This is a genomic window from Nostoc sp. 106C (assembly GCF_002154725.1).
In the GTDB taxonomy this organism is placed as follows: Bacteria; Cyanobacteriota; Cyanobacteriia; order Cyanobacteriales; family Nostocaceae; genus Aulosira.
This window is the reverse complement of sequence record NZ_MTAW01000140.1, coordinates 15,087-36,078: the sequence shown is the minus strand read 5'-3', so window position 1 is coordinate 36,078 and position 20,992 is coordinate 15,087. Positions and strand designations below refer to the sequence as shown.

Here is a 20,992-nt window from a genome sequence, read left to right as displayed (position 1 = left end):
AGCGCAAAGAAAGAATGAAAGAAGAGAAATTAAAGTGTACTATCCGAGTTCTGCCATTAATTCATCTAGTTCTGCTTGACTAAACTGCATCTGCGGAAAATCAGAAGGAGTGAACCCGCCAGCGTTGGGTGACTGACAGTGGACAATGAGCGATCGCAATGCTTCAATAAATCCTTGAGCTAGTTTTTCCACTGTTGTATGTTGATATAAAGCTTTGCTATAAGTCCAATCCAGGCTCAACTGTCCCCCAACAATTAATCCATTTACCTCTAGCAAACAGTTACGCTTTCCTCTAGGACTTTGGGTTGTTCCTGTTGATTCCGTCGCAGGTCGAAACATTGAGGTTTCAGAAATCACTTGGTCAAACTGACCTAAATAATTAAATGTCACTTCTGGTTGGGGTAAAGCTTTTAATTTTTCAGCAATTGATTGTTCACTTAGATAACGTAGTACACCATAATTAATACCTTTATTAGGAATACTACGTAGTTGTTCTTTAACTGTCTTTAATGCTTCTCCAGGGTCCAAAGCTGCTGTGATATCCAATAACACTGGAAATATAGTAGTAAACCAGCCAACAGTACGTGATAAATCAACGTTCTCTAAAATGTCTTCTCGTCCATGACCTTCTAAATTAATTAAAAGTGAACTGTTACCAGTCCATTGTTTAAAAGTTTGGACTAGTGCAGTTAGCAAAATATCATTGATTTGAGTTTGATAAGATGTTGGTACTTCATATAATAAAGATGTCGTTTCTTCTGGAGAGAGACTAACTGAAACTATACAAGTTGAAGCAACGGTATTTTCTCCATTGCGACAATCAACAGGTAAAGGAAAAATATTTTGATAAGGCTGGCTCAACCAGTAATTAAGTTCTGATTTAACATTTGCTAAATTAGCATATTCTTGAAGTTTTTCAGCCCACTGCTTTACCGAAGTTGTTTTAGGTTGCAATTGTATTTTTTCATTTTGCACAAGTTGTTGATAAGCTGCTTGCAAATCTTCTAGTAATATGCGCCAAGAAACTCCATCAACTACTAAATGATGAATAATAATTAACAGTCTGTAAGGTTGATTTTCTCCTAGCTTAAGTAAAGCGACTTGTACTAATTGTCCGTTAGATAAGTTCAGGCTGGCTTGGAGTGCATTAGCTTTTGTTTCTATACTCTGTTTCTGTTCATCCTGAGATAACTTTGATAAGTCAATGATAGAAAAAGCTGTATTATTTTTCGGTTCATTAATACTTGATTGCCAACCGAATTCAGTTTGCTCAAACCGCAAACGTAAAGCATCATGATGAATAAGTAATTGCTGTATAACCTGTTCTAATAAAATTGGGTCACAAGTATGAGCTACTTCTAACATTACTGCCTGATTCCAATGGTGAGAATCAAGCAATTCTTGTTCAAAAAACCAATGTTGAATCGGAGTTAGATTTATAGAACCTGTAACAATGCTTTGTTCTGTAATAATTTTTGTACTAGGAACAGCAACTAATGCTAAATCAGCAATAGTTTGATATTCAAATATCTGTTTAGGAGTTAGTTGTAAACCTGCTTGATTAGCTTTAGCAATCATTTGTAGACTCAGGATAGAGTCTCCACCTAATTCAAAAAAGTTGTCGTTAATCCCGACATTTTGCAGTCGCAGAACTTCAGACCATATCTGCACAAGGGTTTCCTCAATAGGAGTGCGTGGTGTCGCAAAATCAGCTTGTAAATCAGGTCTAGTGGTATCTGGTGCTGGTAGTGCTTTTCGGTTTACTTTGCCATTGGGTAAAAATGGTAAGGTATTTAATGTGATAAAAATTGATGGCACCATGTAGTCAGGGAGAGTTTGTTTCAAGAAACTCCGCAGTTCACTAACTATAGGTGGCTGTTCTTGGTTAGGAACAATATAAGCTACTAAGCGTTTTTCTCCTGGTATATCTTCTCGAACTAAAACTACAGCTTGTTTGACTTGTAAGTGCTGGTTTAACTGGGTTTCTATTTCACCTAGTTCAATACGAAAACCTCTTAGCTTGACTTGTCCATCAATGCGTTCAATAAATTCTATAGTCCCATCTGGACGATAACGAGCTAAATCACCTGTTTTATATAACCTTGTGCCAGGAAGAAAAGGATTTGGAATAAATCTTTCATCTGTCAAATCTGGACGGTTGAGATAACCCGGTGCTAAACCTGCACCACCGATGTAAATTTCACCAGAAACACCAATAGGTACAGGTTGGAGGTAAGAGCCTAAGAGGTATACTTGGGTATTAGCGATCGCTTTTCCAATCGGTACTGTTCTTTGTTCATCTTCCGACTGACATCGCCAATAGGTTGTATCTATTGTTGCCTCTGTTGGGCCGTATAAATTACACAATTCGACATTGGGCAAAATGCTGAAAAAGCTTGTCTGCAAGTCAATTGCTAATGCTTCCCCACCACAAAATACTCGGCGCAGGCTGTGACAGTTGGATATTTTTGGTTCGGCTAAGAGCGATCGCAACTGTGAAGGTACAAATTGCACAATGCTAACTTGTTGTTGTCCAATCAAATCTAGAAGATAAGCATTATCTTGATGTCCACCTGGTTTAGTTAAAATCAAACAACCTCCAGCCAACAAAGGTGCATAGAATTCCCAAACCGAAGCATCAAAGCTAAACGGTGTTTTTTGCAGAACTCTGTCTGAGGCGGTGAGGGGAAATTCTGATTGCATCCACAGCATATGATTACAGAGGGCGCGGTGGGGAATCATTACACCTTTGGGTTGTCCTGTGGAACCGGATGTATAAATCACATAAGCTAAGTTTTGGGGTTGGACTTGGCTGTTTGGAGTTTCGCTACTGTGTTGGGCTATATTTTCCCAATCTTGGTCTAAACAGACTACCGACGCTGATGTGTGCGGCAATACATCCTGTAGGTGTTTCTGAGTTAGTAATACCGATACATCTGCATCAGCAAGCATAAATATCAAGCGTTCTACAGGATAAGCAGGGTCAAGGGGTACATAAGCCCCACCTGCTTTGAGAATCCCCAACAGTCCTACAACCATTTCTAAACAACGCTCTACACAAATCCCGACTAAGTTATCAGAACCTACACCTAAGTTTTGCAAGTAGTTTGCAAGTTGACTGGCTTTGCTATTTAACTGACGATAGGTTAATTGTTGATCTGCAAAGACTGCTGCTACAGCATCCGGTGTTTTTTCTACTTGTTCTTCAAATAACTCATGAATACACTTGTTGAAGTTGTATTCTGCGTGAGTGTGATTCCAAGTCAACAACTGATGCTGCTCATTTGCCGTTAGTAAGGGCAGTTGTGCTATTTGCTGGTTGGGATTGGCAACAATACCTGCAAGTAATGTCTGTAAATGCGCTACCATCCGGGCAATAGTGGCAGCATCAAACAAATCAGTGTTGTATTCTAACCCACCCCTGATTCCTGACTCAGTTTCCTCCATCAACAAAGTCAAATCAAACTTGGCTGTGCTAGATTCGCTTTGCAAAGCCTGTAAACTCAAGCCAGATAACTCAACTGCCGACATCGGCGCATTCTGGAGGACAAACATCACTTGAAATAGCGGTGTATGGCTCAAGTCACGCCGGGGCTTAAGTTCTTCCACCAACACATCAAAAGGTAAATCTTGGTGGTCGTAGGCTCCTAAGGTAACTTCGCGCACCCTACCTAGCAGTTCTCGAAAAGTGGGATTATCTGATAAGTTAGTCCGCAACACCAATGTATTGACAAAAAAGCCAATTAACCCTTCTATTTCTGAGCGATCGCGGTTAGCAATTGGTGAACCAACTACAATATCTTCATTACTCGTGTAGCGATATAGCAGCACTTTGTAGGCTGCTAACAAAGTCATAAACAGGGTGCAACCTTCCTGCTGACTCAAGGTTTTGAGGGCAACAGTCACATCCTGCGGTAATTGGAAAGATTGTACAGCCCCTCGGTAACTTTGAATATGGGGTCGCGATCGGTCGGTGGGTAACTCTAAAACTGGTAGGTTGTCTCCTAATTGCTGTTTCCAGTACTCTAGATGAGTTGCTAGCACTTCACCTTGTAACCATTGTCGCTGCCAAACAGCATAGTCAGCATACTGGATAGGCAATTCTGGCATAACAGAAGGTTTGCCATTAGAGTAACTTTCGTAAAGAGTTGCAACTTCCCGCACTAATATATCTGTTGACCAACCATCACTGACAATATGATGCATGGTAAACAGTAAAATATGTTCTGCTTCAGAAAGGCGTAGCAAAGTACTTCTGACTAATGGCCCAGTTATTAAATCAAAAGGTTGCCCAGCTTCTTTATTTACTAAATGTTGTGCCTCAGTTTCTCGCTTTTGAGGTGGTAAAACAGTCAGGTCAATTAACTTAATCGTCAGCTTTTGTAGAGGATTAATTATCTGAATTGCTTCGCCATCCACAACATTAAATGTAGTTCGCAAAATCTCGTGACGTTGGATGATGGCGTTAAAACTCTGTTCCAGTGCGGCGATATTAAGTACACCATTCAGGCGTAGAGCAGCAGAAATGTTATAAAAAGGGCTATCTGGTTCTAACTGATTAAGAAACCATAAACGTTGTTGTGCAAAAGATAGCAGCAAATTCTCTGAACTTTCCCTTGGAGAAATTGTTGGGATTTCAGGAGATGCGATTCCTTCTTCTTCTAGTAAATAAGCAAGTAGTTCCAGTTTTTGTGCGTCCATCATACCCTCACCTGTTTAGCTGCTTTCCGGTTCTCAAGTGCTTGTTTTGCCTCTTCGTTAGACATCCCCTCTAGCTGTTTCAGGATTTGTGCTATTTTTGCCGTCATTCCTGGTTTAGCTTCATAAGCAATTAGTTTTTGGGATAATTCTGCTACTGTGGGTGATTCAAATAAACAACGCAGAGGTAAGTCTAATTTAAAAGTTTCCCGAATGCGGGAGATAACTTGAGTCGCTAACAAAGAGTGTCCACCTAAATCAAAGAAGTTGTCATGAATGCCAACTCGCTCAAAACGGAGAATGTTCGCCCAAATTCCCGCTAATACTTCTTCAATAGCATTACGAGGTGGTACAAAACTATCTTGAAAAGTGATTATATTTGTGTCGGGTTTGGGTAGCGTTCGCCTGTCTACTTTACCATTTGGTAACAGTGGTAATTGGGGCAGTATAACGAAAGCAGAGGGAATCATGTACTGCGGCAGTTTTTGTTTCAGAAAATCACAAATTTGTGTGATATCTAATGAGGGAAATGAGGGATTTTGCACTACATAACCTACCAAGCGTTTATTTTTTGGTTCATCTTCCCTAGCAATAACTACAGCTTTCGCTACAGCCGGATGTTGGCTAAGTACTGCTTCAATTTCTCCTAGTTCAATCCGAAATCCTCGAATTTTAACTTGATTATCTGCTCGACCAACAAAGGCAATATTACCATCAGGTAAATAGCGTGCTAAATCACCAGTTTTGTACAGACGTGCGCCTGGCTGATTACTAAATTTATTAGGAATAAATTTTTCGGCAGTTAATTCTGGGCGGTTGTGATAACCTCTAGCTAAACCCGCACCGCCAATATAAAGTTCTCCACAAACACCAATTGGTACTGGCTGTAAATATGAATCTAAAATGTAAATTTGGCTGTTGGCAAAAGGTCTGCCAATGGGTACTAACTGCTCTGTTGATAACTCTTGACTAGAACTTTCGTAGTAGGAACTATCAATAGTGGTTTCGGTTAAACCAAAAGAATTAATTAGGCGTGTTTTTTTACCTATAAATGATTGAATTTTATTATATTCTGCGCCATACCAACTATCAGAACCGCAGATGAGCAGTTGCATAAAATCTAGGTTCTGTTGGCTCTTTTCTAAATACTGAATCAGGTTATTTAAAACTACTGGCACGAATTCAGCGCAATCAACTTTTTGCTGGCGCATCAAAGCATATAATTTTTCTGGTTCTAGTAGAAAGTCACGCGGACAAATAACTAATTTTGCACCAGAACATAACGCCCGAATGAAGTCACCAGCAAAAACATCGAAGGAGAAATTAGCCATTTGCAGGTGACTATTTAGAGATCGCAGTTGATAAGCTTGCTCCCAGCCGTAATAGGCGTTAACAAGGCTGTTATGCTGAACCATCACACCCTTTGCTTGGCCAGTAGAACCAGAAGTATAGATGAGATATGCTAGGTTTTCGGGTGTAAGTGTGTTGTTAGGTAAATTTAACTCTGATTCTTGAGAGATTAACGCCCAATCTGCATCTAAACAAACTACCTGACCTTGGTAAGCGGGAAGCGCATCGACCAAATGCTTTTGAGTTATTAGTATCTGACAATCTGCATCTTGCACCATGTAAGTTAGGCGTTGTGCGGGTTGGTCTGGATCTAACGGTACATAAGCACCACCAGCTTTTAGTACACCTAAAACTGCGATCGCTATGTCGAGGCTGCGTTCTACACCAATCCCTACAAGGACTTCTGCACCCACACCTAATTTTTGCAAGTAGTGTGCTAACTGATTAGCGCGTTGATTCAGTTGTTGATAGGTAAGGCTTTGTTGGGCAAATACTACAGCTACAGCATCTGGTGTTTTCTCTACCTGTGCTTCAAATAATTGATGTATGCACTGCTGAGGAAAATCTAGTTGGTTTTGATTCCACTCGACTAGTAATTGATGTTTCTCAGATGCGGTTAAGATTGGTAGTTCGTGAAGGCACTGTTCAGGATTAGCCGCCATTCCTTCTAGCAATGTCTGGAAATGACTTAATATTCGCGTAATGGTAACGGTATCAAAACGAGTGCGATCGCCTGCAATTCTAATTTCTAACTCAGACCCAGGTATCACACTAATAGTTAAGGGATAACTCGTGTAGTCAACCGCGCTGATAGTCTCGATTTCGAGATTTTTTCGCCAATCAGACAACGCTTGATCTACCGGATAATTTTCAAACACCACAATGCTTTCAAATAACGGCAACCCTCGTGGTATTTCACTCCAACCTTGAATTTCTACCAGTGGAGTATATTCATATTGCCGGAGTTCTAGCAATTGACGTTGTAACTGTCTTAGCCAAGGTAGTAACAACATTTCAGCGTCTAACTTCACCCGTAAAGGTAGGGTATTAATGAATATTCCTACCATTGACTCAGCTGCTGGTAGGTCTACTGGACGACCAGAAACTGTCACACCATACACTACTTCATTTTCACCACTGTAGCGGCTAAGGAGTAAAGCCCAAGCCCCCTGAACGATGGTGTTGAGGGTCAATTGATGTTGTTTTGCCCAAGCTTTCAGGGCTGTTGTTGTTGCAGGTGAGAGTTTAAAGCCTTGTTCAATATGCTTTTCTCCTTGAGCCGACAAACTGTGAACTTCGAGATTAGTTAAAGAAGTGGGTGCTGTTACTCCTTGAAGTGTTTGTCGCCAAAAAGCCTCAGCTTGAGATAAGTCTTGTTGTTGCAACCAAGCAATATAGTCAGATAAGCGACCGTTAGATTGCAAGGAAATTTCTTCACCCCGACAAAACGCTTCGTAAAGTAAAGCAAAATCTTTGAATACTAACGCTCCTGACCAGCCATCGAGAATAATGTGGTGGGAACTCCAAACAAAATGGTAATGGTGATCGCCTAAACGAATCAAAGTCAGGCGCAACAGTGATTCATCTGATAAGTTAAAACCCTGTAAGCGATCGCTCAACAAAAAAGCCTGGAATTTCTCTTGCTGTTCTTCTGAATTTATTCCTCGCCAATCAAGTTGTTTTAGAGGTAATTGGACTTTTTTATTCACAACTTGTAGTGGTTTGTCAAGTCCTTCCCAGTGAAAACTAGTACGCAAAGGTGAGTGATGAGCCACAACTCTTTCCCAAGCCCGTTCAAAAGCGGTAATATTGAGCATTCCCCGCAAGCCATAGCTCAACTGCACAAAATAGGCTCCAGATTCCGATTCATACAAGCTGTGAAAGAGAATACCCTGCTGGATAGGGGAAAGTTCGTAGATATTTTCAATATTGGCTGTATTCATTGACTTGTCTCCTCACCTTGACGCAATGTTTAAATCCCCTGTTTTCAAATATCCAGATTTTCCTGTTGCCTATTGCCTGTTAAGGTTGAATTTCGCCAAGAATTTATCCAAGTCTTGTTGATTCAACTTGGCTTGGGGGAAGTCTGAAGGCGTGAAACCAACAGCTTCAGGAGATTGGCAATGAGTAATGAGCGATCGCAATGCTTGAATAAAACTATTCGCCAATTTTTCCACTGTGGCTCGCTGATGTATCGCTTCGCTGTAAGTCCAATTCACTTGCAGTTGTCCACCAGCCACAATTGCTACTACTTCTAATAAGTAAACTCGACTACCTCGCAGACTCCGCGCTGAACCAGTAGATTCTTTTGCAGGTGCAAACAGCGAAGACTGCGACATTACTTGGTCTGTTTGTCCTAAATAGTTAAACAGAACCTCAGCTTGGGGTAAGCCTTGGAGTTTTTCGCCCTCATCACTGAGGTAACGCAGTACACCATAACCAAGCCCACGATTAGGGATAGAACGCAATTGCTCTTTTACTGACTTCAAAGCATTACCCAAATCTTCGCCAGTTCCTAAATTTAGCAGCACCGGGAAATGGGTAGTAAACCAACCCACTGTCCGTGATAAGTTCACATCCGCGAAAATATCCTCTCGTCCATGTCCTTCCAGTTCTAGCAGCAAAGAATTTTCTCCTGTCCACTCTGCAAAAACTTGCACAAGTCCTGTCAGAAACACATCGTTAATTTGGGTGTGATAAGCCTGATGCACATCCTGTAGTAAGGCTTGGGTTTCTTGCTGGCTGAGGGAAACTGTAACAGTACGAGCCTCAGCAACCATATTTTTCCCTTCTGCATAGTCTACAGGTAAGGGCGAGATTGGTTTTTCCAGTTGCGTCAACCAATAATTGAACTCTTGCTTGAGGATTGCAGATTGAGCATATTCCTGCAAACGGCAAGCCCACTCTGGGAATGAGGTCGTCTTGTTGGGTAAATGTATCGCCTCACCCTGACTTACCTGCTGATATGCTGTTTGCAAATCTTCCAGTAAAATTCGCCAAGAAAGACCATCTACAGCCAAGTGGTGGATGATAATTAACAGGCGGTTGCTTGTTTCTGCACCTAAGTCAAACAATGCAAATTTAACTAACGGCCCATCTGATAAATTTAGGCTTGTTTGCAGTTCGGCGGCTGTTTTTTCAATAGCTATCTTTTGCTCAATTTCTGGTAAAGCTGATAAATCTAAGCGGGTAAATATTGCTGTTTCTTCGGGAGCAGAAATAATTTGTTCCCAACCAGATTCTTGATGATGAAAACGCAGACGCAGTGCATCATGATATTCAACTAAATATTGTACCACCTGCTCCCATAAATTGAGGTCATTGCCTTGTTGTATTTTTAATAGTAAAGACTGATTCCAATGATGTGAATCGGGTTGATTTTGCGCGAAGAACCAATTTTGAATTGGTGTCAGTGGTACTTTACCACTGATTAATTTTTGTGCTACTGGAATGTTTTCGCTCTTACTAACTACAAGTACTAATTCTGCAATTGTGGGGCGGTCAAAAACTTGTTTAGGCGTGAGTTGTAAACCTGCTTGATTAGCTCTAGCAACAATCTGAATACTCAGGATAGAATCGCCGCCTAATTCAAAGAAATTGTCTTGAATACCAACCTGTCCTAGCCGTAAAACTTGCGCCCAAATATCAGCTAATATTTTCTCAACAGCAGTGCGAGGAGGCACAAAATTTACTGACAATTCTGGCTCTGGTAATGCTTTGAGGTCTATTTTTCCATTAGGAAGACGCGGTATATTATTGATACGTACAAAAGCAGAAGGAATCATATATTCTGGTAGCTTTGCTTCCAGAAAATGGCGCAACTCGCTTAAATTAGGAGCTACTTGTCCCGGTTGGGAAACTATATAAGCTACTAAGCGTTTTTGACCAGATTTTTCTTCTCTAGCTATCACTACATTTGCCCGGATGCTTGGATGTTGAGCTAATGCGGTTTCAATTTCGCCTAATTCAATGCGAAAACCCCGAATTTTTACTTGCTGGTCAATACGTCCGAGAAATTCTATGTTTCCATCTGGTAAATAGCGGGCTAAATCGCCTGTTTTGTAGAGACAGCTACCTTTGTTAAAAGGATTGGGAATAAAACGTTCTGCTGTTAAATCAGGACGGTTTAAATAACCTCTAGCTAAATTATCGCCACCTATATATACTTCACCAGCTACACCCAAAGGAACAAGATGTAAATTCCGGTCAAGTAAATAAATTTGGGCGTTTCCTATTGGACGACCAATAGGAACTGAATTGCCTATTTCTTGTGAACAGCAATGATAAACACTACTCCAAACTGTGGCTTCTGTGGGGCCGTATTCGTTAAATAAAGAAGCCAAGGGAAGTTTTTCTAGGTGACGATTCACCAATTCTAATGGACATGATTCACCCGCAGCGATCGCACTCCGCAAATAAACTAATTCTTGTTGGTTTGCTTGTTCTAAAATGACGTTATATAAGGAAGGTAAACCTAATAAGTGAGTTACCTGATTTTGGCTAATTAAATTGAGCAAATATGATATGTCTTGCTCTCCATCTACTTTGGGAAATACCAAAGTTCCACCAGAACATAATGTCCAGAAAATTCCGGCGACAGAACTATCAAAAGCAAAGGAAGAAAGTAATAAGAAACTGCCAACAGGTTCTTGATAGTAATTCAGCCGCGCCTGTGTAGAGTTGACTAAATTTTGATGAGTGATTTGTACACCTTTAGGTTTACCAGTAGAGCCAGAAGTATATATAATATAAGCTAAGTTAGCAGATGTCATGGACACCGCAGGATTGTCTTGACTCTCAGATGCTATTGTTTGCCAATCACTATCTAAGCAGATAATTTTTGCTTGAGTTGATGGTAAATTTTGCAGTAAAGATTGCTGAGTTAATAATACTGGCGTTTGGATATCTTGAAGGATAAATTCTAGGCGTTCTGAAGGATACTTGGGATCTAATGGGACATAAGCACCACCAGCTTTGAGAATGGCAAGAATACCAATTGCCATTGATAAAGAACGTTCTACACAAATTCCTACTAATACTTCTGGTTTAACACTTAATTTCTGTAGGTAATGAGCTAATTGATTAGCACGTTCATTTAATTCGCGGTAGGTTAATTGCTGGTTATCAAATACTACAGCAAGATTATCGGGCGTGCGTTCTGCTTGTGCTTCAAATAGCTGATGAATTAATTGAGAGCGATCGTAATCAACTTGCGTATTGTTAAACTCAAATAGTAGCTGATTAAGTTCACGATCGCTTAGAATTTCTAAATCACTAATTGCAAAATCAGGATTACGAAACACACTAGATAATAACTTATCAAATTGTGCTGCTAAACGTTGAATATCTTTTGCATTAAAGCAATTAGCATCATAGTACAACTCAACCTCTAAACCATCTTTTTGGCAAATACATGATAATTTAAGTTTAAATCTGTCAACACATACATACTCTTTATAGAGATTCAATGCCACTGTATCGGCATATACTTGCTGTGCTTGCTCTTTAAATTCAAAACAGTATGGAAAGAAAGCAATATCCAAATTATTAGTATAATCTTGCCAAGAAAAGTAATCTTGCCATTGATGACCTTGACTAACAGATTCCTGAACTTGCTGCCATATTTCGTTAAATGACAAATCTGGCTGTAAACGAGATGCTATGGGTAAATATTTAGCGAATAATCCAATAGCTGCTTGTAATTCTTCATACTTGCGGACATCATATAATCTACCAACAACTACATCAGGATTATCAAGATTACGCCACAAGACAATTTGCCAACAAGTTAATAAAAAATCAGATAAATAATTTGTTCTTTCTTGTGATATTTTATCAATCTTAAGTCTGATAGCCTGTGGTTGAAAAACTCCAACATTCTCAGACACTTGTTTTTCAAAAGGAAGCTTAACATCAAAAAAATTAAGAAGCGCTTGTTGTTGCCAGTATACTTTTCCTAAATTAGCTTCTTCTGCTGTCAGTAATTCATGTTGCCATTCAGCTATATCTGCATATTGCAGCACTTCATCAGATAATTCTTCATTATTTATAGTAGCTGCATAGAAACGGCTAACTTCATGCACTAAATTACGCAGCCCAACCGCATCAGCAATCATCGCTGGTAAACTTACAAGCAATATATGCTGATTATTTGCAAGTCTAATTAAATCTATTTGTAAATTTGAATTATCAAAACTATGCTGATGCAATAATAAATCTATTTTTTTCTCTTTATCTTCATTAGATAACTGACAACAATCATAATAATTAACTGATATATCTTGGTTATCAGCAATTACCTGTAAGGGAATTGTCATTCCTGGTAAACAACGGAAACTTGTGCGGAGAATTTCATTGTGATTAACAACATTCTGTAAAGAATTTTTGAGAATCTCTACATCCAGTTCGCCATCAATGGAAACAGCACACTGAGCAATATAAGAACTATCTTGAGTAACCGACTGTAATCTCCATAAATGCTCTTGCTGTGGAGAAAGTCGATAACCTGCGACATTTTCTGTTGGCGATGTATTGTTGAGAGTTTGCATAACTACATTCCTCTAATAACTTTTATTTTTAATTACGTTTAATTTCTTCATACTCTTTGCGCTACTCTGCATTTACCTCCGCGCCACTCTGCGTTTAAAAAACAGAATTAGTAAACGGATCTGCCATTCCGACCACAATCTTACGTGACCCAACAAATGGCGAACGACCATGAGCAACTGACATATTATCTAACATCAATAAATCCCCTTCTTGCCAAGGGAACAAAACCGTTTCTTGCTGATAAGCTACGCGTAATTCTTCTAAAACTTCCGGTTCAATTGGCGAACCATCACCATAATAAGTATTATTTGGTAAATCCTCTTCCTTAAACTCTGCTAATAAAGCATCTCGGAGTGTAGGTTCGAGAGTAGAAACATGAAAGAAAGTGGCGTGATTAAACCAAAATAATTCACCAGTTTTTGGATGTTGAGCAACTGCTTGACGTACTTGAAGAGTCCGCAGACGCTCACAATCTTTCCACTCAAATTCAATCCCATTCCTGTGACAATATTCTTCGACTACAGCTTTGTCTCTAGTTTGAAAAACAGTCTGCCAAGTTAGTCCAAAACCATCATTATAGTTGCGGACATACAAGACTTTTTTTTCGATAAATTTTTCCCTAATTTGGGGACGAATGCGCTGAAAAATATTGCGACAATCAGCGATTGGTGTTTCTCCACCTTGTTGCGCTGCAATTAAACAGCCAAAGTAGATTTTTAATGGCCAAGTTAACCAATAAGTACCCTCGTTATGTAAGAAAATACTTTGCTCGGCAGGATAATCTGTAGATGTGTAGATTTTATCACCAACTTCATGACGTGGAGAAGAGCGATCGCGATATTCTAGCAATTCACCACTAGAGGTAACATTGACAAATTGATTAAATAATTCTGGCGTATTGATATGAAATTTACGGAATAGTAAAGCTCTGTATTTGAGCAAGTTTTCTTCAATAAACTCACTATGATTCTGCGCCCAAGCGATTAAGTTTAAGCCATCAACTGTAGGTTGAATCACTAATGGCAGAAGTTGTCTTGGTTGCAAAAAATCCACCTTAACTAACTCTGCTGATGATAGATTAATCGATTTCCGATTAATACTACCTAATGTTTTGATACTGGGTTTTTGAATAGACATTTTTACCCCAAGATAGCTTTACGTTTGGCAAACTTTAACTTCTGAAGACTAGTATTTGTTAATTCTTGCTCTTTTTGTTGCTGTTGTTGTTTTTCATCATCCGCAAGTATTGTTAATAATTCACTTAATTTAGTAGCAGGTTGTTCAATGATTTTTTGCAACAGCATTTCTAGTTGTTTGAAAACCTGGGTGATGGTTGTAGCGACAAAGCGATCGCCACTATAAAGAATTTGCAATAGCCATTCTGCTTCTATCCGCACTCTCAACGTTAAGGGATAGTTATTTCTCGAAACGGCAACACGCGCATTCCCCAATTTTAAATCCGTGAATCCTTGGCGTAAGGAAGGAGATAAAGGGTAGTTTTGAAATACCACAATACTCTCAAATAAAGGTAAATGTTGAGGTACATCACTCCATTTGTGGATTTGAACTAAGGAACTGTGTTCATACTGACGCGCCTCGACTTGCTGATTTTGCAATTGCTGCAACCAAGACAACAACAACTCATCAGCAGCTACTTGCACTCTTACTGGCAAAGTATTAATAAAGAGTCCAACCATCGATTCCGCACCATCGAGTGTAGCTGGACGACCGGAAACAGTAGAACCAAAAACTACATCCGATTTAGCGCTATAGTAGCTCACTAATAAAGCCCAAGTTCCTTGTATAAGGGTGTTTAAGGTTATTTGATGTTGACGTGCTAGAGCCTGGAGAGCGTTGGATGTAGCTGTCGAGAGACGAATTTCCTGCAATTTATAGCTACCATCTGGGTTGGAATTTTGGTATTTGGGTAATACTGGTGTTGGCGCAGTAAATCCTTGCAGCATCCCTCGCCAAAAGGCTGCTGCTGGCTGCATATCTTGTTTTTGTAACCAAGCAATATAGTTGCGGTATGTGCGGACTGGTTGTAAATTTAATTTTTCAGTCTGACTTGTAGCTTGATACAGTTCAAAGACTTCTTTGAGTAGTAGCGCCGCAGCCCATCCATCCATAAGGATGTGGTGATGGCTCCAGATAAAGTAGTGAGTATCATCAGCCACTTGAATTAGTGTCAGGCGCATCACGGGAGCAACAGCAAGATTAAAGCTGATGTGGCGATCGCTTGTTAAAAATTTCTCTAGCTGTTGTGTTTGTTCACTAGGCGATAACCCTCGCCAATCGTACTGTTGCCAAGGTAATTCTACTTGTCGCAGCACAATTTGTACTGGTTCATCGAGATTCTGCCAATTAAACGTCGTCCGCAACACAGGATGACGTTTAATCACTTGTCGCCATGCTTGCTGCAAAGCCGCTAAATTTAAATTGCCATGCAGGCTGCAACTCCACTGCTCAAAATACATCTGCGACTCTGGGGCATACAAGGTATGAAATAGCAAACCTTGCTGAATCGGTGAGAGGGGATAAATATCTTCAATGCGACGATAATCGCTACCAACTAATTGATCGAGAGTTGCTTGATTGAGTTTGACAAGGGGAAAATCACAAGGAGTATAACCGCCTGCGGTTGGTAGTTGACAGTGAGCAATGAGCGATCGCAACGCCGACAAGAATTTTTGGGCTAAATTTTCTACAGTCGATGGCTGGTGTACTGCGGTGCTATATGCCCAATTCAACTGTAATTTACCTTGACTGACAAAGCCATTCACGATTAATAAATGACTGCGTTTATCTCTCAAACTGCGAGTGTTACCAACTGCATCAGGTACTAATTCAAACAAAGATAATTCAGTCAGAGTTGTATCTAATTGCCCCAAATAATTAAACAATACTTCTGCTTGTGGCAAAGCAGCAAATTTTGCTTGCATTTCAGGTTCATCGCAGAGGTAGCACATTACCCCATAACCAATGCCATTGTTAGGTATTTGCCGCAGTTGCTCTTTGACTATTTTTAAAGCCTTTCCTGGTTCCACAGATGCACCTAAATCTAGACGCACGGGAAATAGAGATGTAAACCAACCCACAGTCCGAGATAAATCTACATCTGCAATTAACATTTCTCGCCCATGTCCCTCTAAATCAACTAAGAGGGAAGATTTCCCTGCCCAATCACCAAAAGCTTGCACTAAAGCAGTGAGTAACACATCATTAATTTGCGTGTTGTAGACTTTGGGAACTTGTTGCAACAAAGCTTGAGTTTCTTCAACAGTCAGCGAGATAGTGACAGTACAAGATGACGCGACTGTATTAATGCCATCAGCATAATCTACTGGTAAAGGTGAGACAGGCTGGTGTAAAACTGTTAACCAGTAATTGATCTGTTGCTTGAGTTCTGATGATTGGGCATATTCTTGTAAGCGGTAAGCCCAATGTTGGAAAGAGGTAGTCTTAGCAGGAACAGAAATTAATTCACCGTAGCTAAGTTGTTGATAAGCAGTTTGCAAATCTGTTAGTACAATTCGCCAAGAGACTCCATCAACCGCTAAGTGGTGAATAATAAATAACAAGCGGCTGGACTGTTCTGCGCCACAATCAAACAACGCTACCCGCAATATTGGCCCTTTCTCCAGATTTAGACTAGCTTGCAGTTGTGTTGCAGCTTTTTCCATTGCCGATAATTGCTCATCGGTTGGCATTGCTGATAAATCTATGTGTGAAAATGGCACTATTTCATCAGGTGCGGCGTTAACTTGTTGCCAACCAGATGTACTATTTTCAAACCGCAAGCGTAAAGCATCGTGATGTGCTAACAAATGCTGTACTGCTTGTGCTAATAACCCAGGTTCTAGCTTTTGCTGCAACTTCAGCAATACTGCTTGGTTCCAGTGATGAGAGTCTAATAATTCTTTGGCAAAAAACCACTGTTGAATTGGTGTGAGAGGAATAGCACCAGTAACCGCACCTTGTTCGGTTTGCTGAGATGGTGTGGTACTAACAACTGCTGCTAATTCCGCAATGGTTGGGTAGTCAAATAACTTTTTGGGAGTTAGGTGAATATTAGCTTGCTTTGCTTTAGCGATCGCTTGAATGCTCAAAATCGAATCGCCACCCAACTCAAAGAAATTATCATGAATGCCTACCTTTTCCAGTCCCAATACCTGTAACCAAATTTCGGCTAACTGCGCTTCTATTGCTGTGCGAGGAGCAACAAAAGTTTCTGATAAATCGGGACGTACTGTACCTGGTTCTGGGAGTGCTTTGCGATCTACTTTGCCACTAGATGTGAGTGGCAATTCTTTTAATAGTACAAAAGCAGCCGGAACCATGTAATCAGGTAGCTTTTCTCCTAGATAACGGCGTAAATCTGGTACTAAATTATTGGCTAACTTTCTTTGCAATGGATTATTAGCATAAGTATCCCAAGATTGGAGAGCGACCGCTTTCTCAGGACAAACAGGAATAATAGTTGACGATTCTGCTCTACGATGCACAAGAACTACATCGTAACTACCATCAGCATCAGAATTTGACCATTGAATACTAATGATATAAGGTAAGTCTTCACTCAATGACCAAAATTCTTCTGGATCTATACCAGCATTAGCAATATTTTTATCTAAGGCAGCTTGCAACTCACCAACATTATTAAATTCTTGACCATGAGTTAGTAATTCTAAAGCCTGAATATCCTTTATAACACGCGCATTAGGAACATTACGTAAACCTAATATTTCTGGCTCAGATGTTATTAATAATTGGCGAATATCATTTACAGTTAATTTTTCTTGCTGCCAATCGAGCCAAGCAAATGGTTGTATTCCTCTGTCTAAATTTCCTTCCTCAGTATGAATATGCAAAGTCACATCGTAGCGGAAATTGGTCATTTCGTTGCGATTATGACCCCGCTTGAGTTGAATTTGCACATGACTAATTTGAGGAAAATGCTGTTGCAAAGCAATAAAAAACTCTGGGTCAATTAACAGTTCTTGTTCTTGCTCAATCCGATTTTGAATTCGATGTTTGAGTTCAGTAATAAATAGTGAAGCGGGGGATTGATACAGTTGCACAGATGTATGAAAAGCTTCTAAAAGCGGTAGACTCCGCACATCGCCTATAAAAATACAGCCGCCTGGAGCCACAGTTTCAACTGCTCCTGCAATTACTCGCAGCAAATAATCAATATTAGGAAAATATTGGACAACAGAGTTTAAAACTATAGCGTTAAAAGAGCCTGCTTCTATTCCTTCAAAGTTATCGGCTGTTCGTTGCTCAAGCTTTACTTGCGGTAGTTGGAGATGCTGGCTAATGTAATCTAACCCAGTCGATGAAAGGTCTATACCATAATATTGCTCGGTGTGAGGAGCAATCTTAAATAGTAACAAGCCAGTTCCACAACCAATTTCTAATACTCGCTTTGGTTCCCAGTGCAAAATGCGCTCAACTGTTTGGTCTAACCACTCACACATCTGGTTTACTGGAATTGGTTGATTTGTGTAGCTGCTATTCCAACCAGCAAAATTAAATATTGATTCCAGTTCTTCAGATTTTTGATTGTAGGTTTTATCAAACACTGTCTCCCATTGTGAGACTTGATCGTTATTGGCTGTTGGTAGTAATGACTCTAAGCTGTCAGGTTGTAAATTCTGAACTATATAAGCAATTAAGCGTTGGTTTCTAGCTTCATCTTCTCGCGCCACGACAACGTTTTGTTGTACTGCTGGGTGCTGTCCTAATACCGCTTCAATTTCTCCCAGTTCAATACGTAAGCCTCTTAGTTTAATTTGGTAGTCGATACGTCCCAGAAACTCGATAGTGCCATCTGGTTGATAACGAGCTAAATCACCTGTTTTGTATAGTCTTGCCCCTGGGCGATCGCTAAATGGATTATGTATAAATTTTTCTGCGGTCAGTTCTGGACGGTTAAAGTATCCCCGTGCCAAACCTACGCCACCAATGTACAATTCACCAGGTACACCCACCGGCACTAAACGCAACTGAGCATCTAATATATAAATTTGGATGTTAGCAATTGGCGAACCAATAGGAACTACAACTTCAGTACTATGGCGTTGACAAGTCCAAGCTGTCACATCAATTGCCGCTTCTGTCGGGCCATATAAGTTATACAATTGTGCCTGCAAACGCTCAAAGAAACTTTGTTGTAAGTCAAAGGGTAAAGCTTCCCCACTACAGAACACCCTTTGCAGAGAATTACACTGCTCTAACCCCTGTTCTTGTAGGAATATTCGCAGCATCGAGGGAACAAAATGCAGTGTAGTGATTTGCTCCCTGGCAATGAGTTTAACTAAATAGTTACTATCTCTATGACCTCCTGGTTGAGCAACTACTAGACAAGCACCTGTAAACAATGGCCAGAAGAACTCCCACACAGATACATCAAAGCTAAAGGGTGTTTTTTGTAATACTCGATCATTCGCAGTTAATTGGTATGTATCTTGCATCCACAACAAGCGGTTACACACCCCAGCATGAGTATTCATCGCACCTTTAGGCTGACCTGTAGAACCAGAGGTATAAATAACGTAGGCTAGGTTATCAGATGTGATATTTGTGGCGGGATTCTGGTTAGATTCTTGGGTAATTATTTCCCAATCGGTATCTAAACAAATAACTTGAGCTTGGTGTTCAGGTAGGGTAGCTGCGAATTTCTGTTGAGTCAGCAACACACTTGTTTGACAGTCTTGCAACATGAAAGCTTGGCGCTGTTGTGGGTAATCTGGATCTATCGGTACATAAGCACCACCAGCTTTAAGAATACCCAAAAGTCCCACAACCATTTCTAGGGAACGCTCAACACAAATCCCCACCTGTACTTCTGGCTTCACACCTAACTTTTGCAAATAGTGTGCCAGTTGGTTAGCACGGCTATTTAGTTGTTGATAAGTAAGTTTTTGGTCAGCAAATACTATTGCTACTGCGTCCGGTGTCTTCTCTACTTGCGCCTCTATTAACTGATGTAGACAAAGATGTAGGGGATATTCCTTTTGAGTATTATTCCACTCAACTAAGCACTGGTGTTGCTCAGCCTTTGTTAACAACGGTACATCTTTTAATTGCTGTTGTGGATTTGCTACCATGCCCTCTAGCAAAGTTTGCAAATGTCCCAGCATTCTAGTGATGGTAGCATCATTAAAGTAGCGGCGATCGCAAATTATCTTCAGCAGTAACTTTTCATCAGGTACTACTATGATACTCAGAGGGTAGTTAGTACGATTAAGTACGCTAAAATCAGCAATTTCTAAGGATTTATTTCTTTGACGTAACGCCTCATCTATAGGGTAGTTTTCAAAAGCAATCAAGCTATTAAATAAAGGCACACCCTTGGGTAGTTCACTCCATCTTTGAATCTGCACCAGAGGACTATATTCATAGTGACGTACCTCAGCTTGTTTAGCTTGCAGGTTTTTCAACCAAGGAATGAGACAATCAGTAGGATTAAGCTTTACTCTGACTGGCAGGCTATTAACAAATAAACCAACTGCTGAATCTATTCCTGACAAATTTATAGGACGACCGGAAGTATTAGCCCCAAAAATAACGTCATCTTCTCCACTATAGCGGCTTAAAAGTAAAGCCCAAGACCCTTGTACTAAGGTATTAAGAGTTAATTGATATTGTCTTGCTACAGATTTGAGTTGCTCTGTACTTGCTAGAGATAATTCAATCTGCTGCTCACTATATTCCTCAATACTAGATACATTGCTAACTAATTTATCAACTACTAACGGTGTAGGTGCTGTTACTCCTTGAAGTTCCTGCCGCCAGAATGCCTCCGCCTCAAATAAATTTTGCTGTCGCAGCCAAGCAATATATTTTCTGTAGGGAAAAGATGGTTTTAAAGTGATGTGATTACCATTATTTAATGCTTGGTATATTTCTAAAACTTCGTTGAATAAGACAAACCGCGACCAGCCATCAAAAAGTATATGGTGATTACTCCAGATGAATTGGAAAACTTCGTCAGTCATCTGAATTAAAGCTAGACGCATTAAAGGCGCTTCGGAAAGCTGATAACCGCGACTTCTATCTGCTGTCAAAAAAGCCTCTAGTTTCTGTTCTTGTTCTGCTGAATTTATTCCCCGCCAGTCATATTGTTCTAATGGCAGTGTTACTTGTCGATATACTACTTGCATTGGTTCTTCTACTTCTTCCCAAAAGAAAGAGGTACGCAAAACCGAGTGTCGCTTTGCTACTTGCTGCCAAGCTTGCTCAAAAGCTGAAATGTTGAGATTGCCTTTGAAAGTGATCCTATATCGATCGCAATATATACCCGAATCAGGCGCGTAAAGCGTGTGAAAAAGTAATCCCTGCTGTGTAGGTGAGAGTTTATATATATCTTCGATGTTCTCTACTTTCATAC

5 protein-coding genes are annotated in these 20,992 nt (G+C 40.1%); all 5 read right to left on the bottom strand.

Annotated features, from left to right (window positions below; translation table 11 throughout):
• Window positions 1–39: 39 nt before the first annotated feature.
• The 5 genes from BV375_RS21810 to BV375_RS37720 all read right to left on the bottom strand — a co-directional run bounded on the left by BV375_RS21810 (window position 40) and on the right by BV375_RS37720 (window position 20,990).
• Window positions 40–4,704 carry a non-ribosomal peptide synthetase gene (locus BV375_RS21810; protein ID WP_086764150.1) on the bottom strand — a complete coding sequence of 1,555 codons (4,665 nt, stop codon included), beginning with the start codon at window positions 4,702–4,704 and terminating at the stop codon, window positions 40–42.
• Window positions 4,701–7,991 carry a non-ribosomal peptide synthetase gene (locus BV375_RS21805; protein ID WP_086764147.1) on the bottom strand — a complete coding sequence of 1,097 codons (3,291 nt, stop codon included), beginning with the start codon at window positions 7,989–7,991 and terminating at the stop codon, window positions 4,701–4,703. The genes BV375_RS21810 and BV375_RS21805 overlap by 4 nt, the downstream gene beginning before the upstream one ends.
• Window positions 7,992–8,060: 69 nt before the next feature.
• Window positions 8,061–12,596, bottom strand: a complete 4,536-nt coding sequence (locus BV375_RS21800) for a non-ribosomal peptide synthetase (protein WP_086764145.1) — start codon at window positions 12,594–12,596, stop codon at window positions 8,061–8,063.
• A 94-nt stretch (window positions 12,597–12,690) separates the two neighbouring features.
• Complete coding sequence (locus BV375_RS21795; RefSeq protein WP_086764143.1) at window positions 12,691–13,734, bottom strand: TauD/TfdA family dioxygenase; 1,044 nt, start codon at window positions 13,732–13,734, stop codon at window positions 12,691–12,693.
• 2 nt (window positions 13,735–13,736) lie between these two features.
• Window positions 13,737–20,990 carry a non-ribosomal peptide synthetase gene (locus BV375_RS37720; protein WP_208099162.1) on the bottom strand — a complete coding sequence of 2,418 codons (7,254 nt, stop codon included), beginning with the start codon at window positions 20,988–20,990 and terminating at the stop codon, window positions 13,737–13,739.
• Window positions 20,991–20,992 lie beyond the last annotated feature (2 nt).